At 72.1% G+C, this 26291-nt stretch carries 20 protein-coding genes and 3 pseudogenes; 16 read left to right on the plus strand and 7 right to left on the minus strand.

What is annotated here, in order from left to right:
- Positions 1–198: 198 nt before the first annotated feature.
- Positions 199–1575 (plus strand): cystathionine beta-synthase, encoded by a 1377-nt coding sequence (locus tag I0C86_RS07695; protein WP_196200532.1) that lies wholly within the window; start codon positions 199–201, stop codon positions 1573–1575.
- 60 nt (positions 1576–1635) lie between these two features.
- Here the strand turns inward: I0C86_RS07695 and I0C86_RS07700 are convergent, their stop codons facing one another.
- Positions 1636–2163: a GNAT family N-acetyltransferase gene (locus tag I0C86_RS07700; protein WP_196200516.1), complete on the minus strand. Its 528-nt coding sequence runs from the start codon at positions 2161–2163 to the stop codon at positions 1636–1638.
- 26 nt (positions 2164–2189) lie between these two features.
- Here I0C86_RS07700 and I0C86_RS07705 point away from each other — a divergent pair, with 26 nt between their 5' ends.
- Positions 2190–2519, plus strand: a complete 330-nt coding sequence (locus I0C86_RS07705) for an MmcQ/YjbR family DNA-binding protein (RefSeq protein ID WP_196200533.1) — start codon at positions 2190–2192, stop codon at positions 2517–2519.
- On the opposite strand, the gene I0C86_RS07710 is transcribed toward I0C86_RS07705, so the two are convergent.
- The gene (locus tag I0C86_RS07710; RefSeq protein WP_196200517.1) at positions 2479–3471 is read right to left on the minus strand and encodes a ribonuclease Z; all 993 of its coding nucleotides are present in this window, start codon (positions 3469–3471) and stop codon (positions 2479–2481) included. The two genes, I0C86_RS07705 and I0C86_RS07710, sit on opposite strands and share 41 nt — an antisense overlap.
- Before the next feature lie 532 nt (positions 3472–4003).
- Positions 4004–4666, minus strand: coding sequence for a peptide-methionine (S)-S-oxide reductase MsrA (gene msrA / locus I0C86_RS07715; RefSeq protein WP_196200518.1), 663 nt, complete (start codon positions 4664–4666; stop codon positions 4004–4006).
- 192 nt (positions 4667–4858) lie between these two features.
- Between msrA and I0C86_RS07720 the strand changes: the two genes are divergently transcribed.
- Genes I0C86_RS07720 through I0C86_RS07730 form a run of 3 tightly spaced genes read left to right on the plus strand, consistent with a single transcriptional unit; the run spans position 4859 to position 8091 of the window.
- Positions 4859–6010, plus strand: a complete 1152-nt coding sequence (locus tag I0C86_RS07720) for a sensor histidine kinase (protein WP_323373519.1) — start codon at positions 4859–4861, stop codon at positions 6008–6010.
- A 53-nt stretch (positions 6011–6063) separates the two neighbouring features.
- On the plus strand, positions 6064–6675 hold the full coding sequence (locus I0C86_RS07725) for a response regulator transcription factor (RefSeq protein ID WP_230393751.1): 612 nt from the start codon (positions 6064–6066) through the stop codon (positions 6673–6675).
- Between the two features lie 48 nt (positions 6676–6723).
- Positions 6724–8091, plus strand: coding sequence for a nitrilase-related carbon-nitrogen hydrolase (locus I0C86_RS07730; protein ID WP_196200520.1), 1368 nt, complete (start codon positions 6724–6726; stop codon positions 8089–8091).
- 25 nt (positions 8092–8116) lie between these two features.
- On the opposite strand, the gene I0C86_RS07735 is transcribed toward I0C86_RS07730, so the two are convergent.
- Positions 8117–8533, minus strand: coding sequence for an HIT family protein (locus I0C86_RS07735; RefSeq protein WP_323373520.1), 417 nt, complete (start codon positions 8531–8533; stop codon positions 8117–8119).
- 23 nt (positions 8534–8556) lie between these two features.
- Between I0C86_RS07735 and I0C86_RS07740 the strand changes: the two genes are divergently transcribed.
- The 3 genes from I0C86_RS07740 (at position 8557) to ilvA (ending at position 12534) form a co-directional block, all read left to right on the plus strand.
- Complete coding sequence (locus I0C86_RS07740) at positions 8557–9699, plus strand: cystathionine gamma-synthase (RefSeq protein WP_196200521.1); 1143 nt, start codon at positions 8557–8559, stop codon at positions 9697–9699.
- Between the two features lie 119 nt (positions 9700–9818).
- Positions 9819–11219 carry an amidase gene (locus I0C86_RS07745; protein ID WP_196200522.1) on the plus strand — a complete coding sequence of 467 codons (1401 nt, stop codon included), beginning with the start codon at positions 9819–9821 and terminating at the stop codon, positions 11217–11219.
- 94 nt (positions 11220–11313) lie between these two features.
- A complete protein-coding gene (gene ilvA, locus I0C86_RS07750) occupies positions 11314–12534 on the plus strand; it encodes a threonine ammonia-lyase (protein ID WP_196200523.1) in 1221 nt (406 codons plus the stop codon).
- A 149-nt stretch (positions 12535–12683) separates the two neighbouring features.
- On the opposite strand, the gene greA is transcribed toward ilvA, so the two are convergent.
- Positions 12684–13181 carry a transcription elongation factor GreA gene (greA, locus tag I0C86_RS07755; protein WP_196200524.1) on the minus strand — a complete coding sequence of 166 codons (498 nt, stop codon included), beginning with the start codon at positions 13179–13181 and terminating at the stop codon, positions 12684–12686.
- A gap of 159 nt (positions 13182–13340) precedes the next feature.
- Positions 13341–13778, minus strand: coding sequence for a DUF4307 domain-containing protein (locus I0C86_RS07760; protein WP_323373521.1), 438 nt, complete (start codon positions 13776–13778; stop codon positions 13341–13343).
- A gap of 201 nt (positions 13779–13979) precedes the next feature.
- On the opposite strand from I0C86_RS07760, the gene mca reads away from it, so the two are divergent.
- The 8 genes and pseudogenes from mca (at position 13980) to purE (ending at position 23280) form a co-directional block, all read left to right on the plus strand.
- A complete protein-coding gene (mca, locus tag I0C86_RS07765; RefSeq protein ID WP_196200525.1) occupies positions 13980–14861 on the plus strand; it encodes a mycothiol conjugate amidase Mca in 882 nt (293 codons plus the stop codon).
- A 57-nt stretch (positions 14862–14918) separates the two neighbouring features.
- Positions 14919–15221 carry a hypothetical protein gene (locus tag I0C86_RS07770; RefSeq protein WP_196200526.1) on the plus strand — a complete coding sequence of 101 codons (303 nt, stop codon included), beginning with the start codon at positions 14919–14921 and terminating at the stop codon, positions 15219–15221.
- A gap of 256 nt (positions 15222–15477) precedes the next feature.
- On the plus strand, positions 15478–18000 hold the full coding sequence (locus I0C86_RS07775) for a putative bifunctional diguanylate cyclase/phosphodiesterase (protein WP_196200537.1): 2523 nt from the start codon (positions 15478–15480) through the stop codon (positions 17998–18000).
- Positions 18001–18070: 70 nt separating this feature from the next.
- Positions 18071–19528 carry a hypothetical protein gene (locus I0C86_RS07780; RefSeq protein ID WP_196200527.1) on the plus strand — a complete coding sequence of 486 codons (1458 nt, stop codon included), beginning with the start codon at positions 18071–18073 and terminating at the stop codon, positions 19526–19528.
- A gap of 47 nt (positions 19529–19575) precedes the next feature.
- Positions 19576–20814: pseudogene (locus I0C86_RS45390) on the plus strand (thioredoxin domain-containing protein); the annotation flags it as partial.
- 45 nt (positions 20815–20859) lie between these two features.
- A pseudogene (locus I0C86_RS45395) lies at positions 20860–21576 on the plus strand (hypothetical protein); the annotation flags it as partial.
- A gap of 13 nt (positions 21577–21589) precedes the next feature.
- Positions 21590–22765, plus strand: a complete 1176-nt coding sequence (locus tag I0C86_RS07790) for a 5-(carboxyamino)imidazole ribonucleotide synthase (RefSeq protein WP_196200529.1) — start codon at positions 21590–21592, stop codon at positions 22763–22765.
- A 47-nt stretch (positions 22766–22812) separates the two neighbouring features.
- Positions 22813–23280 (plus strand): 5-(carboxyamino)imidazole ribonucleotide mutase, encoded by a 468-nt coding sequence (gene purE, locus I0C86_RS07795; protein ID WP_230393756.1) that lies wholly within the window; start codon positions 22813–22815, stop codon positions 23278–23280.
- A 112-nt stretch (positions 23281–23392) separates the two neighbouring features.
- Here purE and I0C86_RS43055 read toward each other — a convergent pair.
- Positions 23393–26291, minus strand: a pseudogene (locus I0C86_RS43055) (SCO7613 C-terminal domain-containing membrane protein); the annotation flags it as partial.

Consider the following 26291-nt stretch of genomic DNA (forward strand, 5'->3'; position numbering starts at 1 on the left):
TGTTTTTTTTCAAGCAGAAGCCGGCATACGAGCTAGGCTCCGGTCTCGTGGGCTCGGAGATGTGTTTAAGAGACAGGGCGGGGACACGTAGGCTGGCCGTTGGAGACGCCATCCTCCGCCCGACCGCACGCCACCAGCACCGACTCCGTGCCCGGCCAGTGCCGACCGGGCGGCGAGCACTGGAGAGGGCACAGCGACGTGCGCTACTACGACAACGTCATCGAACTGATCGGTGACACCCCCCTGATCCGGCTCCGGCAGGTCACCGCGGGCATCTCGGCGACCGTGCTCGCCAAGGTGGAGTACTTCAACCCCGGTGGCTCGGTCAAGGACCGCATCGCACTGCGGATGGTCGAGGAGGCCGAACAGGCGGGCGCGCTGAAGCCCGGCGGCACGATCGTCGAGCCGACCAGCGGCAACACCGGCGTCGGCCTGGCGCTGGTGGCCCAGCTCAAGGGCTACAAGTGCGTCTTCGTCTGCCCGGACAAGGTCAGCGAGGACAAGCAGAACGTGCTGCGGGCGTACGGCGCGGAGGTCGTGGTCTGCCCCACGGCGGTCGCCCCGGAGGACCCCCGCTCGTACTACAACGTCTCGGACCGGCTCACCCGCGAGATCCCGGGCGCCTGGAAGCCCAACCAGTACGCCAACCCGGCGAACCCGCGCTCGCACTACGAGACCACCGGTCCGGAGCTGTGGGAGCAGACCGGCGGCCGGATCACCCACTTCGTCGCCGGGGTGGGCACCGGGGGCACCATCTCGGGTACCGGCCGCTACCTCAAGGAGGCGTCCGGCGGGACGGTACGGATCATCGGCGCCGACCCCGAGGGCTCGGTCTACTCCGGCGGGACCGGGCGACCGTACCTGGTCGAGGGGGTCGGCGAGGACTTCTGGCCGGAGACGTACGACCGGAACATCTGCGACGAGATCGTGAAGGTCTCGGACAAGGAGTCCTTCGATCTGACCCGGCGACTCGCCCGCGAGGAGGGACTGCTGGTCGGCGGCTCCTGCGGCATGGCGGTGGCGGCGGCCCTGGCGGTGGCGCGGAGCGCCGGACCGGACGACGTGGTCGTGGTACTGCTGCCGGACGGCGGTCGGGGCTACCTCTCGAAGATCTTCGACGACGAGTGGATGGCCCGGTACGGCTTCATGGCCACCAGCGCCACCGAGGCGACCGTGGCGGACGCGCTGGCCAGCAAGCCGAACGGCATCCCGGAGCTGATCCACGTACATCCGACCGAGACGGTCCGGGACGCCGTCGACTACATGCGCGAGTACGCCGTGTCCCAGCTTCCGGTGCTCAAGGCCGAGCCGCCGGTGGTGACCGGCGAGGTCGCCGGCTCGATCGCCGAGCGGGACCTGCTGGACGCGCTCTTCACCGGCGAGGCGGAACTGCACGACACCATCGAGCGGCACATGGGACCGCCGCTGCCGATGATCGGCGGCGGCCAGCCGGTGAGCGAGGCCGTCGGCCTCCTGGAGAAGTCCGATGCCGCGCTCGTTCTGGTGGACGGCAAGCCGAAGGGCGTCCTCACCCGGCAGGACCTGCTGGCCCACCTCGGCGCCCGCCCCCGCTGAGACTGTAAGGAAGGGCCCCTTCTTATCGTTTTCTGTAGAAGAAGGGGCCCTTCCTAACACTCAGGGGAGGTTCCGGACGTGCCGGAGCTGGCGGGTCAGCACCGGGCCGATGTCGCCCTCCCGCTCGACCCCGTCCGGGACCCAGCCGCCTCGGACGTAGAAGCTCCGGGCGTGGGTGTTGTCGGCGAGCACCCAGAGCACCGCCCGCCGCCAGCCGCGGGCGTGCAGTTTCGCCAGCGCGTCGACCATCAGTGCCCGACCCACCCCGCGTCCCTGCTCCGCCGGATCCAGGTGGATGGCGTACAACTCGCCGACGTCCGGTCCGGCCGAGTCCGGTTCCTCCGGGTCGTGCGGCCCGAGGTAGGTGAAGCCGACCAGTCGGCCGTTGCGCTCCGCCACCGTCATCAGGTGACTGTCCCGCTCGTACGTCCAGCGCTCGGTCCAGTACCGGCCCATCATCTCCCCGGTGACCGAGGCCAACGCGTCCGCCGGGACGAACTCCCGGTAGGCCGCCGACCGCGAACGGTGATGAAGATCTCCGATGGCCATGAGATCGCCGGCGACGGCCGGGCGCAGGGTGAGCGTCACTCGTCGATCGTAGTAACGTGGCCGATATGGTCACCTGGGACAGAGTGTGTGATCTGGTGTCCGTGTTGCCCGAGGTGGAACAGGGCACCTCATATGGGACACCAACCTGCAAGATTCGCGGCAAGCTGTTCGTACGGCTGCTGGAGGACGGCGACCGGGTTGCGATCTTCACCCACGAGCGGGAGGCGCTGGTAGCGGCGGCCCCGCAGACCTTCACGGTGCCGGCGCACTACGTCAACTACCCGATGGTGGTGGTCGCGCTCGACACCGTCGATCCCGTCGAGTTGAGCGAACTGCTGGCGGAGTCCTGGCGGATCAGGGCGCCGAAGCGGCTGGCGGCGTCGCTGCCGCGCTGACCGGCCGGGCCGGTACGGACACCCGGATCAGGTCCTCCGCCACCACGAGTTCACCGTCGAAGTGCTCCCGCGCCTCGGCCGCGAAGCGCTCCGCCGCCGACACCACACCGGGCCCCGGCCCCGGCCGGGTCGCCGGGCCGTACCGCTGGGAGAAGTGGGTGAGCACGAGTCGACGTACCCCCGACTCGGCCGCCACCCGCCCGGCCTGCGCCGCCGTCAGGTGACCGACCTCGGCGGCGAGGGCGGCGTCCTCGGTCAGGAAGGTCGACTCGATCACCAGCAGGTCGGCCCGCTCCGCCAGCGCGAACACCGCGTCGCAGAGGCCGGTGTCCATCACGAAGGCGAACCGCTGGCCGGGTCGCGGCACGCTCACCTCGGCCAGCAGCACGCGGCGTCCGGGCAGGTCGAGGTGGCCGGTCCGGGCCAGCTCCCCGACGGCCGGACCACGAATCCCGTACGCGGCCAGCCGGTCCGGCAGCATCCGGCGGTCGTCGGGCTCCACCAGCCGATAGCCGTACGTCTCCACCGGATGTCGGAGGCGTCGTGCCTCCAGCCGGCCGGCGGAGGTCTCGAAGGTCTGGCCGTCCGCGAGCACCGGACGTTCGCGTAGCTCGGCCGTCTCGTAGAACGAACTGGCGTGCCGCAGCCGGGCGAAGTACTCGCCGTTGCCGGCCGGGAAGTGGGCGTCGACCGGGTGCGCGACCCGGTCGAGGGAGAGTCGCTGGATCACCCCGGGCAGGCCGAGGCAGTGGTCGCCGTGGAAGTGGGTGACGCAGATCCGGGTCAGGTCGCTGGCGGCGATCCCGGCCAGCAGCATCTGCCGCTGGGTGCCCTCGCCGGGATCGAAGAGGATGGCCTCCCGGTCCCAGCGCAGCAGGTACCCGTTGTGGTTGCGATGCCGGGTCGGCACCTGACTGGCCGTGCCCAACACCGCCAGTTCCCGTACCGACACGGCCGGTCCTTCCGACGCGACGCCTTTCGGCGGCGGACAAGGTCGACCCCCGGGGTGTCCGCGTGAGCATTGTCACGCGGACGCCGGCTGGACTGTGGCCGGACGCCCCGGGGGTCGGGTGGCTGTCTTGGATTCGCCGCACCGCTGCCACACGGTCTCGACGACTTGCAACTGCCCGCTTGCGGCGGACACCGAAACTGTCAAGGACAGCGGCTAGCGGACAGCCACCTCACGAGTCCCATTGCTATACAAAGCTCGGACCACCTCCCTTCCCGTGTACGGCCACGCTATCCATCCCCGACCGCCACCGGCAACGGTTTTTGCCCACACTCAACGAGTTGTCAGCTCGGCGGCGCGGGCGACGGGAGCACCGGGCGACGGGAGCACCGGGCGACGGGAGCACCGGGCGACGGGAGCACCGGGCGACGGGAGCACCGGGGCGCGGCGCACCGCTGGGCGGAGACAGCGCACTGCCGCGCCGGAAGGTCCGGCGCGGCAGTGCGTCCGCTACTTCTTTCGGTACGGGTGGTGGCTACGCCTCGGTGCGGGCCACGCCGACCGGGCAGGTCATGCCGTTGGGGCCGTGCGTGCAGTAGCCGTTCGGGTTCTTCGTCGGCGCCAGGTACTGCTGGTGGTAGTCCTCGGCGTAGTAGTACTTCCCCAGCTTGTCGATCTCCGTGGTGATCTCGCCCCTGCCGGCCCTCGCCACCACCGGAGCGAACGCGTCCCGGGACGCCTGTGCGGTCGCCGACTGCTCGTCGGTCGTCGTGTAGATCGTCGACCGGTACTGCGTACCGACGTCGCCGGCCTGCCGCATGCCCTGGGTCGGGTCGTGGTTCTCCCAGAAGACCTTGAGCAGGTCCTCATAGCTGATCTTCGAGGGGTCGTAGACCACCTGGACGACCTCGGCATGCCCGGTCCCGCCGGAACACACCTCTTCGTACGTCGCGTTCGGGGTGTAACCGCCCGCGTAGCCCGCGGAGGTGGAAATCACCCCGGGCAGGGTCCAGAACAGTCGCTCGGCTCCCCAGAAACAGCCCATTCCGAAGACGGCGACCTGCGCCCCCTCGGGCCACGGGCCCTTCAACGGGGTGCCGAGCACCTCGTGCCGATCGGAAACCGGCATCGCGATCAGCCGGCCGGGCAGCGCCTGGTCGGGGGAGGGCAGTTCGGCCTTCATTCGCCGTAGGAACACGGTGGAAACTCCTCTCGTACCTCTGCCGGATGCAACGCGGTACGCACCCAGATCCTTACCCGGCCCGGGGCCCGGCAGGCATCCGGGGCCCGGCAGGCATCATCCGGCCCGGCAGGCATCCGGGGGCCCGGACGGCGACGGTGGCCGGTCCGGGGGGCGACAGCGGCGGGCCCGGCAGACATACTCGCTGCCGTGCGCCGGTTACCCCTGTCTACGGTCGGCGGCGGTGTGTACCTCGACGCGGCGTTCGCCGGAGTGATCCTGGCGGTTGGTCTGCCACCACTGGTGATCAACAGGGCGCCCTGGTGGGGCTACGCGCTGGCGGTCGGCATCTCGATCCCGCTGGCCTGGCGTCGGCGGGCGCCGTTCGCCGTGGGGGTCGTGGTCGGCCTGGCCGGGATCGCGTACGCGCAGGTGCCGCACCTGCCGCAGGCGATGCCGTACGGGGTGCTCGTCGCCACCTACACGATCGCCGACCGGGGCCGGCGCTGGCAGCGGTGGGTGATCCTGGTCGCGGCACCGCTCGGCGTGCTCGGCTCGACCGAATCGGTGCCGGACGCCCTGTTCAGTTACCAGTTTCCGATTCTGTTGAGCCTGAGCGCGTACGGCCTGGGAGTTGCCGCCCGGACCCGGCGCCGCCACGCCGAGGTGCTCCAGGACCGGGCCCGGCACCTCGTCCGGGCCCGCCAGGCCGAGGCTGCCCAGGCCGCGGCGGCCGAGCGGGAGCGGATCGCCCGGGACATGCACGACATCCTCGCGCACGCGGTCAGCATGATGGTGGTGCAGGCCGAGGCCGGTCCGGTGGTGGTCCGGTCGGATCCGGGCCGGGCGGAGGCGGTCTTCGACGCGATCGCCGACGCCGGACGTGACGCGACCGTCCAGCTCCGGCACCTGCTGCGCGAGACCGACGACCGGGGAGGCCCGGGTTCCCAGCCCGGAATCGCCGACCTGGCCGAACTGGTCACCGTTGTCGGCCGGACCGGGGTCGCGGTGACGGTGACGGTCGACGGCGTCGCCCGGCCGGTGCCGGCCGGCGTCGACGTCGCCGCGTACCGGATCGTCCAGGAGGCCCTGACCAACGTGGTGCGGCACGCCGGAGCCGCCACCGCGTCGGTCCGGCTGACCTGGACGGCCACCGAACTCGAGATCGCCGTGGCCGACGACGGCGGTGGCCGGTCCGCGGCCGCGACGCCCGGCCGGGGCCTCGTCGGGATCGGCGAACGGGCGGCCGCCTGCGGCGGCGCCGCCAGTGCCGGTGCCGGCCCCGACGGGCGCGGCTTCACGGTGTCCGCCAGACTCCCGGTACCGACCGGGATGCGGTCGACGGCGGAGGTGGAGCGGTGACCATCCGGGTAGTGGTGGCCGACGACCAGGAACTGGTCCGGAGCGGCTTCGCGATGATCCTCGACGCGCAGTCGGACATCGAGGTGGTGGCCGAGGTCGGCGACGGTGCGGCGGCGGTCGAGGCGGTGCTACGGCACCAGCCCGACGTGGTCCTGATGGACCTGCGGATGCCCGGCATGGACGGCATCGAGGCGACCCGGCGGGTGTGCGCCCAGACGTCCGTCCAGGTCGTCGTCCTCACCACCTACGACGTCGACGAGTACGTCTACGACGCCCTGCGCGCCGGGGCCAGCGGATTCCTGCTCAAGGACGTCCGTCGGGAGGACCTCGTGCACGCGATCCGGGTGGTGGCCGCCGGTGAGGCCCTGCTGGCGCCCTCGGTGACCCGGCGGCTGATCGTCGACGTGATCCGTACCCGGAGCCGTCCGGCCGTCCCGGGCGTGCTGGACACCCTGACCGCCCGTGAACGCCAGACCCTGGTCCTGCTCGCCCGGGGACTGTCGAACGCCGAGATCGGCACCGCGCTGACGGTCAGCGAGAGCACGGTGAAGACCCATGTCAGCCATCTGCTGGCCAAGCTCGGCCTGCGCGACCGGGTGCAGGCGGTCATCCACGCGTACGAGGTGGGCCTGGTGACTCCGCCGAACGTACCGGCCGGGCAGTAGCTCGCGCAGGCGATCCGTACCGGCGCCGATCTTGGAAGCATCGACGGCATGTTTCGACGATCCCTTGCCGCCGTACTGCTGTCCTCGGTGCTGTTCTGGGCCGGTACCGGATTGGCGCCGATGCCGTGGCTGACCTGGTTGGCGCCGCTGCCCGTACTGCTGGTCGCGCCGCGGGTGCCGGCCCGGACCGCCGCCGGTGTCGCCTTCGCGGCGTGGTTCCTCGGCTCCCTGAACATGTGGAGCTACCTGCACGGCAGCATCGAATTTCCCGTGCCGGCCCTGACCGGCTACCTGGTCGGCACGGCGGTCCCGTTCCCGTTGGCGGTGCTGCTCGGCCGCGCGGCGCTGCTGCGCGGCCGTCCACTCCTGGCCACCGTGGCGGTGCCGGCGACACTGTCCGGTGCGGAGTACCTGGTGTCGCTGGTGTCACCGGCCGGCGGGTTCTGGAGCCTGGCCTACACCCAGACCGACGTGGCGGTGGTCCGGGACATCGCCGCCGTCACCGGGATGTGGGGGATCACGTTCCTCGTCGTCGCGGTTCCCACGGTGGTCGCGGTGCTGCTCGCCCCTGGGACCCACCGACGGCTGCCGACCGCCGGTGTCGCCGTCGGGCTGGCGGCGGTGGTGGTCGGCTACGGCCTCTGGCCCTCGTCCTCGACGCCGGGTCCGACCGTCACCCTGATCGCGCTCGAACAGAGTGTGGACAGCCTGCCGGTCGGGTCACCGGAGGGACGGCTGCTGCTCGACCGGTACGCCGAGCGGGTGCGGGCCGCGCACACCGAGATCGCGGTGCTGCCGGAGAAGGTGTTCACGGTCGACGACGACCTGCTGCCGTCGTTCGTCACGCGGTTCTCGTCGTTGGCGGTACAGAGCCGTACCGATGTCGTCGTCGGCCTGGTCTCCGACGGCTACAACGCGGCCATGCTGTTCCGGGCCGACGGCACGCCGCCGGTGGTCTACCACAAGCGGCATCTCGTACCGGGCCTGGAGGACCATCTGCGCGTCGGGCACTCGACCGTCGTGGTCGACGGGATCGGGCTCGCGGTCTGCAAGGACCTCGACTATCCGGCCCTGGGCCGGGACAACGGCCGGGGCGGGGCGCGACTGATGCTCGTGCCGGCGTTGGACTTCGACCGCGACGCGTGGCTGCACTCCCGGATGGCCGTGCTGCGCGGCGTGGAGAGCGGTTTCGCCGTGGCCCGCAGTTCCGCTCACGGGTACCGGACGATCAGCACGGCGGACGGGGAGATCATCCGTACGAGCCGGGTCCGGCTGCCTGCCGGCCCGACGCCGTACGCCAGGTTCGGTGACTGGTTCGCCTGGTTCTGCCTGCTCGGTTCGGCCCTCGCCGGGATCCGGTGGTGGACCGCCGGCCGCCGCGGTCCTGTCCCGGCTACCCCGCGAGGGCAGCGCTGATCTATCCCGCGAGGGCGGCGCTGATCTATTCCGGGAGGGCGGCGCTGACGCGGTCGGCGTACGACCGGGCCTCGTCGTCGGAGGAGTACTTCGTCCGGGGCCAGAAGAAGCCGCGCAGGCCGTCTCCCTTGGTTCGGGGCACGACGTGGGTGTGCAGGTGCGGCACCGACTGCGAGACCCGGTTGTTCATCGCCACGAAGGTGCCACCCGCGCCGAGACCGGCCTCGACCGCCACGGCCAGGCGCTGGACCAGCCCGAAGTATCCCGGCAGGGCGGCGGCCGGCAGTTCGCCCAGCACCTCGAGATGATCGCGGGGCACCACCAGCAGATGTCCCTTGAACACCGGGCGGGTGTCGAGGAAGGCGACCCCGTCGGGGGTGTCGACCACCCGGAACGCCGGCACCGAACCCGCCACGATCCCGCAGAACACGCAGCCTGCCACCAGGGCAGACTAGCCTCACCCACATGAGTCACGGGTTCGAGACACTCGCCATCCACGCCGGCCAGGAACCGGAGCCCCGTACCGGGGCCGTGGTGCCGCCGATATACCAGACCAGCACGTACGCGCAGGACGCCGTGGGCGCCCCGAGACTGGGGTACGAGTACAGCCGCTCCGCCAACCCCACCCGGGACGCCCTCCAGGAATGCCTCGCGGCGCTGGAGGGCGGCCCGGTCGGGCTGACCTTCGCCAGTGGGCTGGCCGCCGAGGACACCCTGCTGCGTACCGTCTGCCGGCCGGGCGACCACGTGGTGATTCCGGACGACGCGTACGGCGGCACGTTCCGGCTGTTCGCCCGGGTGGCAGAGCAGTGGGGACTGACCTGGACCCCGGCCCGGATCTCCGACGTCGACGCGGTACGGGCCGCCGTCCGGCCCGGCCAGACCAAGGTCATCTGGGTGGAGACGCCCACCAACCCACTGCTCGGAATCGCCGACATCGCCGGGCTGGCCTCGGTGGCGAAGGACATCGGTGCCCTGCTCGTCGTCGACAACACCTTCGCGTCGCCGTACCTCCAGCAGCCGATCGCGCTCGGAGCCGACGTCGTCGTGCACTCCACCACCAAGTACGTCGGTGGGCACTCCGACGTGGTCGGCGGCGCCCTGGTCGCGTCGAGCGCCGGGCTGGGCGAGGAACTCCGCTACCACCAGAACGCCATGGGCGCGGTGAACGGCCCGTTCGACGCCTGGCTGACCCTGCGCGGCGTCAAGACCCTCGGCGTACGGATGGACCGGCACTGCGACAACGCCGAGCGGATCGCCGACTACCTCAATGGGCACCGGTCGGTCGCCCAGGTCCTCTATCCGGGGCTGCCGGAACATCCGGGGCACGAAATCGCGGCCAAGCAGATGCGCCGGTTCGGCGGAATGATCTCGTTCCGCGCCGCCGGCGGTGTTGAGCAGGCGGTACAGATCTGTAATCGGGCGAAACTCTTCGTCCTCGCCGAGTCGTTGGGCGGCGTCGAATCCCTGATCGAACATCCGGGCCGAATGACGCACGCAAGTGCCGCCGGCTCGGCGCTTGAAGTTCCCGCCGATCTCGTGCGACTGTCTGTCGGCATCGAGACCGCCGACGACCTACTCGCAGATCTGGAGCAGGCGCTCGGCTGACCGCTGTCCGGACGTGCGTACCGGACGGGCCGCGCCGATGGCGCGGCACGTCCGGTACGGCGCGGTGGGTGGGACCGCCCCACCCGCCCGGACAGCCCTGCGGACAAGCCGATGGGGAGGTGGCCGTGCAGGACAACATGCCGACCTGGGTGGGCGCGACCGCGAAGCAGATCGCCCGGGCGGTCCGCCGTGGTGACGCCTCCGCCACCCAGGTGGTGGCGGATCACCTCGACCATGTCGACCGGACGGATCGTGAGCTGTCGGCATTCCGGGTGGTCCGGGGTGGCGAGTCGATCGTCGAGGCGGAGAAGGTCGACGAACAGGACGACCTGGCAAACCTTCCGCTGGCCGGAGTGCCGGTCGCGGTGAAGGAGAACACCGCCGTGGCCGGGCTACCGACCTGGAACGGGTCGGAAGCCGCCCGTACCCCGGTCGCCGAGTCCGACCACGAGGTGGTCCGGCGGCTGCGCGGCGCGGGAGCGATCATCGTCGGCGTGACCCGGATGCCCGAGCTGGGGCTGTTCGCGTTCACCGACGACGAGACGGCGGTGACCCGCAACCCGTGGAATACCGACCGCACCCCGGGCGGATCGTCGGGCGGTGCCGCCGCCGCGGTGGCCTCGGGAATGGTGCCGATCGCACAGGCCAACGACGGCCTCGGTTCGATCCGGATCCCGGCCGCCTGCTGCGGGCTGGTCGGGCTCAAACCCGGCCGTGGCGTGGTGCCCTGCCAGCTCGGCGCGAACGACTGGTTCGGGATGACCGAACACGGCATCCTGGCCACCACCGTGGCCGACGCCGCGGTCGGCTTCGCCGTGCTCGCCGGCCGTCGCCCGGACAAGCTGGTACCGCCGGACCGCCTGCGGGTCGCCGTGTCGCTGCGCTCGCCGGTTTCCGGCGTACGCCCCGACCAGGCGAACCGGGACGCGGTGGCCGCCGGTTCCCGACTGCTGGCGGCGGCCGGACACGACGCGGTGTCGGTCGATCCCGTCTATCCCACCTCGCTCGGCCTGCGCGGCATCGCGACCTGGTTCGCGTCGGCGGCCACCGAGGTGGCGGCGGCCGGGCTGGACCCGAGCACGCTGCAACGGCGTACCCGCCGGCACGCGGCGCTGGGCGGCTGGGCGGAGCGGCGCGGGCTGGTCCAGGAGAAGGACCGGGCCGCGTGGCGGGAGCGGTCGATCGGCTTCTTCAGCGACCACTCCGTGGATCTCCTGCTCACCCCCGCGTTGGCCAGTGCCCCACCGGCGGCGCTCGGCTGGGCCGCCCGCTCCTGGCAGTCGAACCTGCTGACCTGCATCCGGTACGCCCCGTACGCCGGGCCCTGGAACATCGCCGGGCTGCCGTCGCTGGTGGTCCCGGTCGGGTTGCGTCCGGACGGCCTGCCGGTCGGGGTGCAGTTGGTCGGCCCGCCCGGTTCGGAGCTGCTACTGCTCGGGGTCGCCGGGCAGTTCGAGCTGACCGCGCCGTGGCGGCGGCACGCGCCCGGTTGGCCGAAGGTGCCGACCCCGGCGACCTGAGCCCTGACGCCCGGGCGTCGCCGTGCGGTGACCTCCGGCACGACCGCACGCCGCCGCCGCTGGGCGGTCGGAGGCGGGATGCGACGATCTGGGCATGACGGAGCTGGTCGGACTCGCCGAGATCACCGCAGCCCGCGAACTGCTCGCCGGGGTCATCCGGGCCACTCCGCTGGAGCCGTCCCGGCCGCTCTCCGCCGCGCTCGACGGGGAGGTCTGGCTCAAGGGCGAGCATGTTCAGCGGGCCGGTTCGTACAAGGTCCGGGGGGCGTACGTGCGGATCGCCCGGCTCTCGGCGCAGGAGCGGGACCGTGGGGTGGTGGCGGCGAGCGCCGGCAACCACGCCCAGGGGGTGGCGCTCGCCGCCGGGCTGCTCGGCACCACCGCGACCGTCTTCATGCCGGTGGGCGCGCCGCTGCCGAAGGTGGCGGCCACCAAGGGGTACGGCGCGCGGGTGGAACTCGTCGGCAACACCGTCGACGATTCCCTGGTCGCGGCGGAGGACTTCGCCACCCGTACCGGTGCGATCTTCATCCATCCGTTCGACCACCCGGACGTGATCGCCGGGCAGGGCACGGTGGCGCTGGAGATCCTGGAGCAGTGCCCGGAGGTACGCACGATCGTGGCCGGGGTCGGCGGTGGCGGTCTGATCTCCGGGATCGCGGTGGCCGTCAAGGCGCTCCGTCCGGACGTACGGGTGATCGGGGTGCAGGCCGCCGGGGCGGCGGCGTTCCCGCCCTCGTTGCTGGCCGGCGAGCCGGTCCGGCTGCCCGCGTTCGCCACCATCGCCGACGGGATCGCGGTCGGTCGGCCGGGCGAACTCACCTTCGCGCACGTGAGCAAGCTGGTCGACGAGGTCGTGACCGTCTCGGACGACGACATCTCACGGGCCCTGCTGATGCTGCTCGAACGGGGCAAGCAGGTGGTGGAACCGGCCGGGGCGGCCGGCGTGGCGGCGCTGCTGGCCGGGGCGGTCCAGGTGGAGGCGCCGGTGGTGGCGGTGCTCTCCGGTGGCAACATCGATCCGCTGCTGATGCTGCGGGTCATCGAGCACGGGCTGGCGTCGGCGGGCAGGTTCCTCCGGATCACCGTGCGCTGTGCGGACCGACCCGGGCAACTGGCGTCGCTGCTGGGCCTGATCGGCGAGTACCGGGGCAACGTGGTCGACGTGGTGCACCAGCGGCAGAACCCGCACCTGCGGCTCGGTGAGGTGGAGGTGGCGCTCTCGGTGGAGACGCGCGGCTCGGAGCACTCCGACCGGCTGATCAGCGCGCTGCGGGGCAGCGGCTACCAGGTCGACGTCGCCCAGCCGGGCTGAGCCGGCTGGGACCTCAACGTCGGGTTGGTCGTGCTTCGGGTACTGCGCTGCGCTGTCCTCGCGAGCCTGCCGTCGGCCGATCCGGATCTCCGGCCGTGCGGGCAGCTCCGGCCGTGCGGGCAGCTCCGGCCACGCGAGCGCCGCTCGGCTCAGGCGCCGTACGCCTCGAACCGGACCACCGTGACCTTGATTTCGGCACCGCTGGGCGCCGTGTAGGTGACGGTCTGGCCGGGTCGGGAGCCGAGGATCGACTTGCCGAGGGCTGAAGCCGGGCTGTAGACGGTCAGATCGGTGGTCGCGGCGATCTCCCGGGAGCCGAGCAGGAAGGTCTCGGTGTCGTCGGTGTCGTCGTCGAAGTGGATCGTGACGACGCAGCCCGGCGCCACCACGTCCGCGCTGGGTGCCTCGCCCACCTGGGCCGTGCGGAGCAGTTCCTGGAGTTGGCGGATCCGGAACTCCTGCTTGCCCTGTTCCTCCCGGGCGGCGTGGTAGCCGCCGTTCTCCCTGAGGTCACCCTCTTCGCGCCGGGCGTTGATCTCCGCGGCGATCGCAGGTCGGGCGGCAATCAGCTCGTTGAGCTCCGCCTGCAGCCGGTCGTAGGCCTCCTGGGACAGCCAGGTGGCCGCCGCGCGGTCGGTCGTGGACACAGACGATCTCCTCGGGTAGTCGTGCGCGGACAGGGACGAATTACCAAGTTACCAGTGCGCTACACACCGGACGCCACGTGATTTATCGCCACCCCGGGCGGCATCGGATGTTAGGAAGGGACCCTTCTTCTACCGAAAGCGATAAGAAGGGGCCCTTCCTTACTCGCTGGCGGGGCGGCAGCGGACGACCTCGCCGAGGATCGGCCGGCCGGTGGTGGCGAGCCGGTGCCGGACGGTCAGGTGCCGCTGCCCCGGCTCGGCGGTCACCCGCAACTCCTCGCGGCCGACCTCGACGCCGTCCCGGGAGCGGGCCCGGACCACGCAGATCGCCGAGCCTCCGGCCGGCACGGTCACCCGGAAGTCGAGTACCAGTTGCGACTCGGTGATCTCGGTGTAGGTGATCACCTGGGCGTCGTAGTTGGGGTCGCCGTACTGGCGGTAGAGCCGGTAGGAGACCGCTCCCAGCACCGCCAGCAGGGCGACCACCAGCAGGGTGGCGACCCAGGGTCGGCGCCGCCGGGGCGCGCGTCGGTGGCCGTACCGGCCGGGTGGGAACACCGGGGCGGCAGGTGCGAATGTGGCGGGCGTCTCGGGCACCGGCGGGGATCTCCTGGGACTGATGTCGGTGGCATCGGCAAGAATGGGTAAGTCCATCATCTCAGCCGCCGGTTGGACCGAGTGTGGCAGGTCGTTCGGCATGCCACACTCGGTCGGCCGGACGGCGGGCCGGCGAGGGGGGTCGGACGGCTCGTCGGTACGAGCCGGTCCGGCCATGCGCGACGAGGGAGCACACCGGAGTTGGCAGAGCAGCTACGTCTGATGGCGGTCCACGCCCATCCCGACGACGAGTCGAGCAAGGGCGCGGCGACCATGGCGAAATACGTCGCCGACGGCGTGCAGGTCCTCGTCGTCACGTGCACTGGCGGCGAGCGGGGCAGCGTCCTCAATCCCAAACTCGACCGGCCGGACGTCTGGGCCAACATCGCCGAGATCCGCCGGGCGGAGATGGACTCGGCTCGGGCCATCCTCGGCGTCGACCAGGCCTGGCTGGGATTCGTCGACTCGGGGCTGCCCGAGGGGGATCCGCTGCCGCCGTTGCCCGAGGGATGTTTCGCGCTGCAGGACGCGGAGGTGGCGGCCGGTCCGCTGGTCCGGCTGATGCGCGAGTTCCGGCCGCACGTGGTGACCACGTACGACGAGGAGGGTGGCTACCCGCACCCCGACCACATCATGTGCCACAAGGTGAGCGTGGCGGCGTTCGACGCGGCAGGTGACCCCGAGCGCTTTCCTGAACTCGGCGAACCGTGGCAGCCGTTGAAGCTCTACTACGACATCGGTTTCTCCAAGGCCAAGATCATGGCGCTGCACGAGGGCATGCTGGCCCTCGGCAAGGAGTCGCCGTACGCGGAGTGGCTGGAGCGCTGGGAGGGACGGCCCGACAAGGGGCCGCGGATCACCACCCGGGTCGAGTGCGCCTCCTACTTCCCGGTCCGGGACGACGCGTTGCGGGCCCACGCGACCCAGGTCGACCCGGACGGCTTCTGGTTCCACGTGCCGATGGAGTTGCAGCAGCAGGCCTGGCCGACCGAGGATTTCGAGCTGGTCCGTTCGGTGGTCGACAGCCCGATGCCCGAGTCCGACCTGTTCGCCGGGGTACGCGAGACCGTGCATGCCCGCTGACCGTTGACAGGCGTACCGTAAGGGAGTGGATAGACCGCACATCGGAGGATCCCTGCCATGCTGACCACTGCACAGGTGCTCGCGGAGAACAACTTCGGTGACACCCGGACCGGTGGCCTGGCAGGGCCGATGGGGCTTTTTATGATCACCCTGCTGGCCATCGCCACCGTGCTGCTGATCCGCAACATGAACGCCCGGCTGCGCCGGTTGCCGGACCGGTTTCCGGAGCAGCGGGCCGACGAGGCGGACGGATTGGATCCGGCCGGTTCGGAGGCTGCCGAGACGGCCGCGCCAGAGGAATCTGCTGGAAGCGCTTCCAATACCTCTCACCTGGACCGGAACAGCCCTTCCGCGCCATGATTCACGCTAATCCGACCCGGCGCCCTCTGTTGCGCCGAATCGGATTGGCTTAGCCTTCCGCCGGGGACCAAAAGTCCCCGCACCGTGCGCGGGAGGGGGCGCCGATGATTACCAGACCCGACGCCCAACGCCATACGCGGGCCGGACACGTCGCGCAACGACGACTGACGAACGGCGGAGATCCGTGATCTCGGGTCGCCGGCCGGGACGTCTCCTTGCGCTGGTCGGCATCGCGGTCGTACCTCGCCCGGTGCGGATGCTCACCTTCACCCTGATCGCGCTCGCGCTGGGCGGCGCCGCGACCGGGTTCCTGATCCCCACCGAACTGCCGGCGGACGACCCGCTGCCGGCACTGGCCCGGCTCGGCATCGCCGCCGCGGTGGTGGCGGTCGCGCAACTCTTCCGGCTCAGGTTCCGGGTCAGCTCCGGCATGGTCAGTGTCACCTGGGGCGAGGCGGCGTTCATCATCGGCCTCTCCCTGGTCCCGCCCGGTTGGCTGCCGGCCGCCTTCCTCGTCGGGGCCGGGCTGGCCTGGGCGCTCATGACCATCTTCGTCGACCAGCGTTCGGCGCTCGACGTCGTACACACCACCGCCGCGTTGACTACCGGCGTGGCGGTGGCCACCGTCGCCGCCCTGGGCACCATCGTCGCGCTGGGTACCCCGGTCACGGACGTACTGGGCGTGCCGGTCGCCGTCGGCCTGACGCCGCAGCTGATCGCCGCACTGGCCGTCGGGTCGCTGACCTATCTGCTGGCCACCGCCGGAATCGCCGGACTCACCCTGTCGCTCCAGCACGCGGTGCCGCTCGGGCCGGCGCTGCTGCGGGCGCTCGCGGGCAAGCTGCTGATGTTCGTCGGCAACGTGCTCGTCGGGCTGGCCGTGGTGGCCGTGGTCGAGCAGGATCCGCGCTGGCTGCTGCTCCTGCCGCCCGTGCTGTGGCTGCTGCAACAGACGTACAGCCATCGGTTGCGGGCCGACGACGAGCGCCGCACCTGGCGGGCCCTTGCCGAGGCCACCGGCGCGCTCAACCAGCTCGACGAACACGGCGTCGCCACGGCCGGGGTGACCGGCGCGCTGGCCCTGTTCGGTGCGGAGCGGGTCGAGGTGGACGTGCTGCGCGCCGACGGCCGGTGGCGGCGCTACCGGGGCGAGCCGGGTCGGCCGGTGGTGCACCGCGACCTGATCGGAACGGATCGGGCCGGTGCCGGCGACGGCACCGACCAGGAGTTGGTCCGGCCGCTGATGGTCGGCACGGTCCAGGTCGGCGAGCTGCGGGTCCGGCTGCCCCGGACGGTGGCTCCGCACCAACGCGAACAGGATGCCCTGTCGGCCTTCGGCGACGCGCTCGCATCCGCGCTGCACGACGCGGCGACCCACCGCGAGCTGCGACTGGTGACGGCGCGATCGTCGTACGAGGCGGTGCACGACGCGCTCACCAATCTGATCAACCGGGCGGCGCTGCTGAGCAAGGGCGACGTCGCGCTGCACCAGCTCGGCCATGATCATCCGGTGGCGCTGCTGCTGCTCGACATCGACCACTTCAAAGAGGTGAACGACACCCTCGGGCACGCGGCCGGCGACGAGTTGCTCCAGGCGACGGCGGACCGGTTGGACGTTCTGGCCCGGCCGGGCGAGTTGCTCGGACGGCTCGGCGGCGACGAGTTCGCCCTGCTGATCCCGTCACCCGCGGTGCTGTCCGAGTCGACCACGGTCGCCGAGCGGTCGCCGACGCCGAACGTGCTGCGGCGGGCCCGCGAGATCGTCGAACTGCTCGCCACCCCGATCGAGGTGGCCGGGGTGCGGATGTCGGTCGAGGTGTCGGTCGGAGTGGTGGTGGCGGGCGCCGGTACGGCAGACATGACCGAGTTGCTGCGCCGCGCCGACATCGCGATGTACCAGGCGAAGGAGGGCGGCGGCAGTGTGGCGTCGTACGACAGCGCCCGGGACGCGGCCAGCACCGACAAGCTCGCCCTGCTGGCCGAGCTGCGGGAGGCGCTCGACGTCGACGACCAGCTCGAACTGGCTCTCCAACCGGCGGTCGACCTCTCCACCGGAGAGCCGACCGGGGTGGAGGCGTTGATCCGCTGGCGGCATCCCCGCCGGGGCCGGTTGAATCCGGTCGACTTCGTCCGGACGATCGAGGGCAGCGAACTGCTCGGCGCGTTCACCCGGTACGTCGTGGACAAGGCCCTCGGGGTTGCCGCCGACTGGGCGCGGCACGGTCTCGACGTACCGATCTCGATCAACCTCTCGGCCCGGAGCCTGCTCGATCCGCGGCTGCCGGCCGAGGTGGCCGAGTCGTTGCGCCGGCACCAGGTACCGGCCCGCCGGCTCGTGCTGGAGATCACCGAGACGGTGGTGATGAGCGAGCTGGAGGTCATCGACGAGGTGCTCTCCGCGCTGCGCGCGATGGGCGTACAGCTCGCCGTCGACGACTTCGGCACCGGTTTCTCGTCGCTGACCTTCCTGACCCGGATCTCGGTCGACGAACTCAAGGTCGACAGGTCCTTCGTGATGCGGATGGCGGACTCGCCGGAGGCGGCGGCCATCGTGCGTACCACCGTCGACCTCGGGCGCGAGTTGGGTCTGCGGGTGGTCGCCGAGGGGGTGGAGACCGCCGACCAGCGGGCCGCCCTCGCCGAGCTGGGCTGTACGGCCGCGCAGGGCTACCACTTCTTCCGGCCGATGCCCTCGGACAAGATCGTCGCGGTGCTCCGGTCGCTGCTCGACTCCGCCCAGGCCCGGATCTTTCCGCTCCGGGCCGACGGCGCCTCGTAGCGATTCCGCCGGGCACCCCTGAGTAGCGGGGCCCAGGCGTGCGGTGGCAGCGACAGGCGAGACTGGCCCGATGGGAAGATCCAGAACGCCGCTCAGACGATCGAAGCTGGCGCTCGCGGCGCTGGTCGTCGCGGTGACGACGGCCGGCTGTGCCCGCGGACCCGGCGCCGGCGACGGGGCGTCGGGCATTCCGGACGAGGTCATGCTGAGCAGCGAGGACCTGGGTGGTGCCACGATCTCCACCGGTGGTCCGGACGCCATCCATCCGCTGCCACCCCGACCGTGCGCGTCGGCGACCGTCCCGGCCACTCCTGCCGGGTCGAAGACCGTCCCGGCCACCCCGGCCACTCCTGCCGTGTCCGCGACCGTCCCGGCCAGCCCTGCCGTGTCCGCGACCGGCCCGGCCAGCCCTGCCGTGTCCGCGACCGTCCCGGCCCCACCTTCCGGGTCGGCACAGGCCGGTCCGGACTCGCCGGAGCCGGTGGCCGAGCGCACGATCAACGCGACCGTCGGCCAGTACCGGATCTACGAGTACGTGGCGCGGTACCCGGCCGGGCTCGCCGAGGAGGCGATGGACGTGCTGCGGGACGAGTTGTCCCGCTGCCGCCGACCGGCCGACGGCGAGGACTGGAAGGTACTCGCGGAGGACGATGCCGGGCTGCTCCTCCTGCGGTCCTACTCCGACGGTGACGCGAGCGCCGCGTACTACGTCGGGCTGGCCGAGGACCACCTGGTGGCCGTACTGGTGATCGGCACGCGGACGCCCAACGGAGATCCGACGACGGCCGCCGGACTCGGCAGCGCGGCGCTGGCCCGGGCGGGTGGCACCCGGGAGACTCCGGTGCCGCCCGCTTCCGAGGCGGATCCGACGGACTGGAACATCTACCAGGCCGAGGTGACGGGCGTACGGCGCGGGCCCGATCCGCGCACCCTGCTGATCGACGTGGAGCTGTTGGCCGGCCACCCGGACTGTGCCCGGAATCCCCGGACCGACTACTACACGGAAGAGAACGGGATGATCTACGCCAACGTGGTGCTCGACTCGGCGCGGGCCGACGTGCGTGGCGGCTGCCCGAGCAAGGTCCCGGGAGTGGCCCGGCTGACCTCGTCCACCCCGATCGGTGCCCGGGTCGTGGTGCTCAACAACGAGCCGTGGGCGCCGGACGGAACCGGCTACCGGCGTTGCGACCCGAACCTCGGCTGTACGCCCCCGGCCGACCACTGCGATCCGACCTGGGTGCTCGCGGCGATGAAGGGGATGGACGTACCCCGGAACAGCTCCCGGAACGTGGAGGGGTGCGACGGCGCCTGGCTGGTGATGACGCTGAACCTGAACAGCACGCAGTGCGGCGCGGGCGGTCGCCCCGGCTGCTCCGCGCCACCAGCGGTGTACCGGTACTTCATGCGCTTCGAGGAGGCGGGCTGGCGGACCGTTCTGCGGAGTACCGCCCCGGGCTGTGGCGACGTCCTGAAGGTGCGGGCGGACTTCCCGCCGGCGCTCTGTCGTACGCTGCCCGCCCCCGGCTAGCCGCCGTCGGCCCGGCGGCGCCGGGTCGGGGAGGTTATGGTCGTCGGGTGAATCGACTGGCCAGTGCGACCAGCCCGTACCTGCTTCAGCACGCGGACAATCCGGTCGACTGGTGGCCCTGGTCGGCGGAGGCGTTCGCCGAGGCACGCCGTCGGGACGTACCTGTGCTGATCTCGGTCGGCTACGCGGCCTGTCACTGGTGCCACGTCATGGCCCACGAGTCGTTCGAGGACGGGGCCGTCGGCAAGTTGGTGAACGACAACTTCGTCGCGATCAAGGTGGACCGCGAGGAGCGGCCGGACGTCGACGCCGTCTACATGACCGCCACCCAGGCGATGACCGGTCAGGGCGGCTGGCCGATGACGGTCTTCGCCGCCCCGGACGGCACCCCGTTCTTCTGCGGCACGTACTTCCCGAAGCCCAACTTCGTCCGGCTGCTCCAGTCGGTCACCGAAGCCTGGACCGGGCAGCGGGAGGCGGTGCTGCGGCAGGGCGCCGCCGTGCTGGAGGCGCTCGCCGGGGCCCAGGCCGTCGGCGGTCAGACCACACCGCTCACCGCCGACGTGCTGGACGCCGCCGCGGATCAGCTCGGCCGGGAGTACGACGAGGTCAACGGCGGATTCGGGAACGCGCCGAAGTTTCCGCCGCAGATGAACCTGCTCTTCCTGCTCCGGCACCACCAGCGCAGCGGTTCGGTCCGGGACCTGGAGATCGTCCGGCACACCTGCGAGGCGATGGCCCGGGGCGGCATCTACGACCAGCTCGCCGGCGGCTTCGCCCGCTACTCGGTGGACGGCCACTGGACGGTGCCGCACTTCGAGAAGATGCTCTACGACAACGCGCTGCTGCTCCGGGTCTACACCCAGCTCTGGCGGCTGACCGGCGACGAACTGGCCGGCCGGGTCGCCGCCGAGACCGCCGCGTTCCTCCTCGACGACCTCGGTACCCCGGCCGGTGGCCTGGCCTCGGCGCTGGACGCGGACACCGAGGGTGTCGAGGGCGCCACCTACGCCTGGACCCCTGGGCAGCTCGTCGAGGCGCTCGGCGAGGACGACGGCCGGTGGGCGGCCGACCTGTTCAACGTCACCGCCGCCGGCACTTTTGAGCACGGCAGCAGCGTGCTGCGGCTGGCCCGGGACATCGACGACGCCGATCCCGAGGTGCGGGAACGCTGGCAGCGGGTCCGGCTCGCGCTCCGGGAGGCACGGAACCGGCGGCCCCAGCCGGCCCGGGACGACAAGGTGGTGGCCGCCTGGAACGGGCTGGCCGTCACCGCCCTGGTCGAGTACGCCTCGCTGACCGCCGACCCGGTGACCACCGCCGAGGCGGTGCGGATCGCCGAGGTGCTGGCCGAGCGGCATCTCGTCGACGGGCGGCTGCGCCGGGTCTCCCGGGACGGCCAGGTCGGCCAGCCGGCGGGGGTGCTGGAGGACTACGGCTGCGTCGCCGAGGCGTTCTGCGCCGTACACCAGCTCACCGGGGACGGGCGCTGGCTGCGGCTCGCCGGTGAGTTGCTGGACACCGCACTGGCCCGGTTCGGCACCGGCCAGGGCGGGTTCTACGACACCGCCGACGACGCCGAAGAGTTGATCAGCCGACCGGCCGATCCGACCGACAACGCCACCCCGTCCGGGCTGTCGGCGGTGGTGGCGGCGCTGGTGGCGTACTCCGCGCTGACCGGGGAGCCGAGCTACCGCGAGGCCGCCGAGACGGCACTCGGCACGGTGGCGCCGATCGTCGCCCGGCACGCCCGGTTCACCGGGTACGCCGCCGCGACCGGCGAGGCGCTGCTCTCCGGCCCGTACGAGATCGCGATCGTCACCGCCGATCCGGCCGGTGACCCGCTGCTCGCGGTGGCACACCGGAACGCACCACCGGGTGCGGTGGTGGTGGCCGGCAGCCCCGGGCAGCCCGGTGTACCCCTGCTCGCCGACCGTCCGATGATCGGCGGTGCCCCCACCGCGTACGTCTGCCGTGGCTTCGTCTGCGACCGGCCGGTGACCACCCCGGATGACCTGCTGGCGCAGCTTCGGACCGGCGGAGGTTAGGCTTGCGCCCGCTATGGATTCCCGCACGGGTCTGCCCGTTGTCGGCATGGTGGGTGGCGGCCAACTGGCCCGGATGACCCACCAGGCCGCGATCGCCCTCGGTCAGTCGCTCCGCGTTCTCGCGATCAGTCCCTCCGACGGTGCCGCGATGGTCGCCTCCGACGTCCGGTACGGCCAGCACACCGATCTTGCCGCGCTGCGGGAGTTCTCGGCCGGCTGTGACGTGGTCACCTTCGACCACGAGCACGTGCCGACCGAGCACCTCCGGGCGCTGGCGGCGGACGGCGTCGCGGTCTACCCGCCGGCCGACGCGTTGATCTTCGCCCAGGACAAGCGGGCGATGCGGGAGCGCCTGGCCGCTCTCGGCGCCCCGGTTCCGCCCTGGTGCCCGGTGACCGAACCGGACGACCTGGTCGAATTCGGCACGGAGCTGGGCTGGCCGGTGATCCTCAAGGCGTCCCGTGGCGGGTACGACGGCCGGGGCGTCTGGGTCGTGTCGGACCCGACCGAGGCGGCCGAACTGGTCGGCACCCTGCGTGCCGCCGGCACCGAACTGATCGCCGAGGAACGGGTCGCGCTGCGCCGCGAACTGGCCGTCCAGGTCGCGCGTTCGCCGTTCGGCCAGGTCGCGGCGTACCCGGTGGTGGAGACCGTGCAGTCCGACGGGATCTGCGTGGAGGTGCTCGCCCCGGCACCGAGGCTGCCGGAGGAGGTGGCGCTGCGGGCCCAGCAGCTCGCGATCGACCTGGCCACCTCGCTCGGCGTGGTCGGTCTGCTCGCGGTGGAGCTGTTCGAGGTGACCGGCGCCGACGGGAAGCCGGCACTGGTGGTCAACGAACTGGCCATGCGACCGCACAACTCGGGGCACTGGACGATCGAGGGTGCCCGTACCTCCCAGTTCGAGCAGCACCTGCGGGCGGTCCTCGACTACCCGATGGGGGACACCGCGTTGACCGCGCCGGTGGTGGTGATGGCGAACGTGCTCGGCGGTCCGGACGGCGGCATGTCGATCGACGAACGGCTGCACCACCTGTTCGCCGAGGATCCGGGCGTCAAGGTGCACCTCTACGGCAAGCAGGTCCGGCCCGGCCGGAAGATCGGGCACGTCACCGTGCTCGGCGACGACCTGGAGAAGGTACGCGTCCGGGCCGTCCGGGCGGCATGGTGGCTACGGGAGGGCAAGGCGTGACCGAGGAGCGCGGCGGAACCGGATCGGCGCCCCCGGTCGGCGTGATCATGGGCAGTGACTCGGACTGGCCGACGATGCGCGCCGCCGCCGAGGCCCTGGCCGAGTTCGACGTCGGATACGAGGTCGGCGTCATCTCGGCGCACCGCACCCCGGTCAAGATGATCGACTACGCGAAGTCCGCCGCCGACCGGGGAATCCGGGTGATCATCGCCGGTGCCGGCGGCGCCGCCGCCCTGCCGGGCATGGTGGCCGCGGCCACCCCGCTCCCGGTGATCGGCGTCCCGGTGGCGCTCAAGCACCTCGACGGCCTCGATTCGCTGCTCTCCATCGTCCAGATGCCGGCCGGCATCCCGGTGGCGACCGTCTCCATCGGCAACGGCCGCAACGCCGGTCTACTGGCCGTCCGCATCCTCGCCGCCTCCGACGAGAAGCTCCGGAACCGCATGTCGGCGTTCCAGACCCAACTGGAGGAACTGGTCGCGCAGAAGGAAGCCGCACTGCGGGCAGGACTGTAAGGAAGGGCCCCTTCTTATCGCTTTTTGTAGAAGAAGGGTCCCCTCCTAACACTCCACAGCGCGCGCCGCGCGCCCCGGCGTGTGCTGCGGGTGCTGCGGGTGCCGTGAGGGCTCAACGCATGCCGCGTACGGCGCGGAAGCGCTCCTGGGTACGGCGGCGGTTCTCGTTGTTGGCGCCGAACGCCAGGAGCAGCAGACCGACCGGGATCAGTACCAGCCACGGGCCGAAGCTGAACAGCGCCCGGAGCGCGGCGAGTGCCGTGACGACCGCACCGATGATCACCGGAGCCTGCTGCCGCCGGTTGGAGCCGAAGATCAGCGTGGCCACTCCACCGAGCAGCAGCAGCACCTGGCGTACCGGGCTGTCGTTGCCGGCCATCACGATGACCATGGTGGGCAGGAACGCCGCCACCAGCGCCGGGCCGTACGCCACCCAACTGCTCAGGTCGGAGCGGTGCCGCAGTTCCAGCAGTCCGACCAGCAGGGCGAGCGCCGCGAACGGCAGCGTGTACGCCTCCGGCAGGACGACGTCGGCCAGCGCCATCAGCAGCCACCACGCGATGATCTCGCAGGCGACCGCCGACCAGAACAGGGTCCGCCGCTCGGTGGGGTTCCGGTACGGCCGGACGGCGGCCATCCCGAGCACCGCGCCCCAGGCGGCGAGCAGCGCGGCGATGTGCCGGGGCGAGTCGTACGCCAACGCGGCGGCGATGAGCGCGGCCCCGTAGCCGCTCCACTCCACGGTGTTCGCCTCGCGCATCGCCTCCGGGCGACGCAGCCGGGGCAGCAGCGCCGCGACCAGCAGCAGGATCGCGCCGACGGCCAGCACCCCGAACGCGGACCACGCCGGGGCGAGGCCGAACACCAGACCGGTGGTGAAGACGAAGGTCTGGGCCATCACCGAGGCGAAGAGCCAGCCGAGAATGCGGGCGTTCTGGGTCCGGCCGCCCAGCGCGGCGACGGCGCCGACTCCCACCGCGGCGCCCAGGGTGAACAGGGTCAGTTGCCGGGTCGCCAGCGCGCCGGCCAGTCCCGCTCCGCCGGCCGCCATCCCGATGCCGAAGACCAGGATCCGGGTGAGTCGCAGCGAGCGGGCCACCTCGGCGTCCGGCGGTGGCGGGGTCAGCGCCAGTCCGAGCATCGCCAGGGTGAACACCGCGAGCGCGGCCATCGTGCTGTGCGGCCAGCCCATGCCCAGCGAGATCGGGGTGATGAGCAGGGTGATCGCGGCCCCGGGCAGCACCACCGGAATCGCCCGGGCCGGTCGGCCCCCGCTGAACCCGGTCGCGGCCAGTCCGGCGGCGATGGTCAGCAGCAGTGCCGCCAGGACGTTGCCGCCACCGTCGACGACACCGGGGCGGGCGCCGAGTAGCGCGGCCGGCGGGCCGTCCCAGATGTGGCCGAGGATCTGGTACGGCTCGACCAACGCCGTGACCAGGGCCGGGGCGAGTGCCGCAACGGCCAGTGCGGTCGGCAGGGTGGCGGCGATCATCGCCCCGACGGCGGGGCTGACCGACCAGCGGCCGGTCCGGGCCGGTTCGGGGAGCCGCCGCATCGCTCCGCCGAGCATGACCGACCAGCGGCGGATCGGCTCACGCAGCGGGGTTGGCGCCGGGGTGACCGCCCGGACCAGTTCGGCGAGTACGCCGAGCAGGACGGCCGCGGCGGCGCGCCGGCGACGATGCCGATCGTGGCGTACGGCAGGTACTGCGGAACGTGCCGGCGGACCAGCGCCACCACCGCCACCCCGAGGCTCGCCGCGCCGAGGTTGGCGAGGACGACGACCTCGGCCGACCAGCCCAGCGAGGCGGCCAGCGCGGCGAGCGAGCCGGCGAGCGCGAACAGGGCACCACCGGCGGCGAGCCCGCCGATCTGGGCGGTCTGCGGCGACAACGTCCAGGACTCGGCCTCCTCGGCCGGGCCGGAGAGGGTACCGACCGCCCGGGCGAGGGTGGCGACGACGAAACCGATCAGGGCGACCACGCCCAGGGCGACGGCGGTGGTCCACGGCCGGACCAGGCTCGCCCCCACGGCGTGCACGGCGACAGCCGCGGCGACGGTGGCCCGGGCCAGCCCGGCCCGGGGGTCGGCGGCGACGACCGCGGTGACGCCGTAGACGGTGGCGACCGCGCCACCGACCACGATCGGCGACCACCAGGGCAGCCCGAGTGCCACCGGGGCACCGATGGTGGCGAGCCCGACGCAGACGCCGGCCACGTCGTACGCCCAGGGGCGGGGCAGGGCTATCGCGGCGGCTCCGGCGAGCAGCACCAGGGCGACCGGTGCCTGCCAGCCGTTGCCGGCCCCGCCGACCGGCCAGTCGGCGAGGTTGGCCTCCCAGAGCCGGCCGGGGGTGGCCAGCACCCGCAATCCGCCGCTCAGCGCGGTCCAGCCGGCGATCAGGGCGACGACGCCGCCGGTCAGCGCGATGCCGAGGACCGGACCTCGGCGCCAGTCGGCCGGCATGGCCCGGATGCCGGCGGCGACCACCAGGATCAGGAACGCGGCGGCGGCGAGTTCGGCACCGTCGCCGAGGAGTCCGGCGACCCTGGCCAGCGTGCCGACCAGTGCGGCCGTCACCGCCGCCGCGGCGATGTCGGAGCCGTCGAGCAACCGGTCGGCCCGCCGACCGGCGTCGATCGACGGCGCCAGCACCAGCAGTACCGCGCTGACCAGGAGCAGCCCGCCCACCCAGGCGTCAGCGAGGGTGGCGCCGGGTGCGCCGAAGGCCGCCGCCGTCACCGCGAGCGCGCCGAGCCCAGTGCCGAGGGCCAGTGGCGGGCTGATGCGTCGCTGGGCCACCTGGGTGACCGCGGCGTAGCAGAGGACCGCGCAGACGGCCAGGAAGCTGGCGGCGAGCACCGGCTCGGTGGCCTCGCGGACGGAGGTCACGGTCGGCGTCGGGTCGACCGGCACCGCCGCGGCGACGAACGCCGCCACCGCGCCGGGGAAGGCGAACGCGGCGCCGCCGGCTGCCCAGTCGGCGACCAGCCCGGCCGACTGGCCCAGCG

The sequence above is a fragment of the Plantactinospora alkalitolerans genome, assembly GCF_015690345.1.
Lineage (GTDB): Bacteria > Actinomycetota > Actinomycetes > Mycobacteriales > Micromonosporaceae > Plantactinospora > Plantactinospora alkalitolerans.

Excerpts from the sequence above, each read along its gene's own strand:
- I0C86_RS07730 (WP_196200520.1), top strand. The coding sequence starts at position 6,724 with ATGTTTCGACGATCCCTTGCCGCCGTACTGCTGTCCTCGGTGCTGTTC.
- I0C86_RS07705 (WP_196200533.1), top strand. The coding sequence starts at position 2,190 with ATGGTCACCTGGGACAGAGTGTGTGATCTGGTGTCCGTGTTGCCCGAG.
- ilvA (WP_196200523.1), top strand. The coding sequence starts at position 11,314 with ATGACGGAGCTGGTCGGACTCGCCGAGATCACCGCAGCCCGCGAACTG.
- purE (WP_230393756.1), top strand. The coding sequence starts at position 22,813 with ATGGGCAGTGACTCGGACTGGCCGACGATGCGCGCCGCCGCCGAGGCC.
- I0C86_RS07790 (WP_196200529.1), top strand. The coding sequence starts at position 21,590 with ATGGATTCCCGCACGGGTCTGCCCGTTGTCGGCATGGTGGGTGGCGGC.
- I0C86_RS07725 (WP_230393751.1), top strand. The coding sequence starts at position 6,064 with ATGATCCTCGACGCGCAGTCGGACATCGAGGTGGTGGCCGAGGTCGGC.
- I0C86_RS07740 (WP_196200521.1), top strand. The coding sequence starts at position 8,557 with ATGAGTCACGGGTTCGAGACACTCGCCATCCACGCCGGCCAGGAACCG.
- I0C86_RS07775 (WP_196200537.1), top strand. The coding sequence starts at position 15,478 with ATGCTCACCTTCACCCTGATCGCGCTCGCGCTGGGCGGCGCCGCGACC.
- I0C86_RS07770 (WP_196200526.1), top strand. The coding sequence starts at position 14,919 with ATGCTGACCACTGCACAGGTGCTCGCGGAGAACAACTTCGGTGACACC.
- I0C86_RS07780 (WP_196200527.1), top strand. The coding sequence starts at position 18,071 with ATGGGAAGATCCAGAACGCCGCTCAGACGATCGAAGCTGGCGCTCGCG.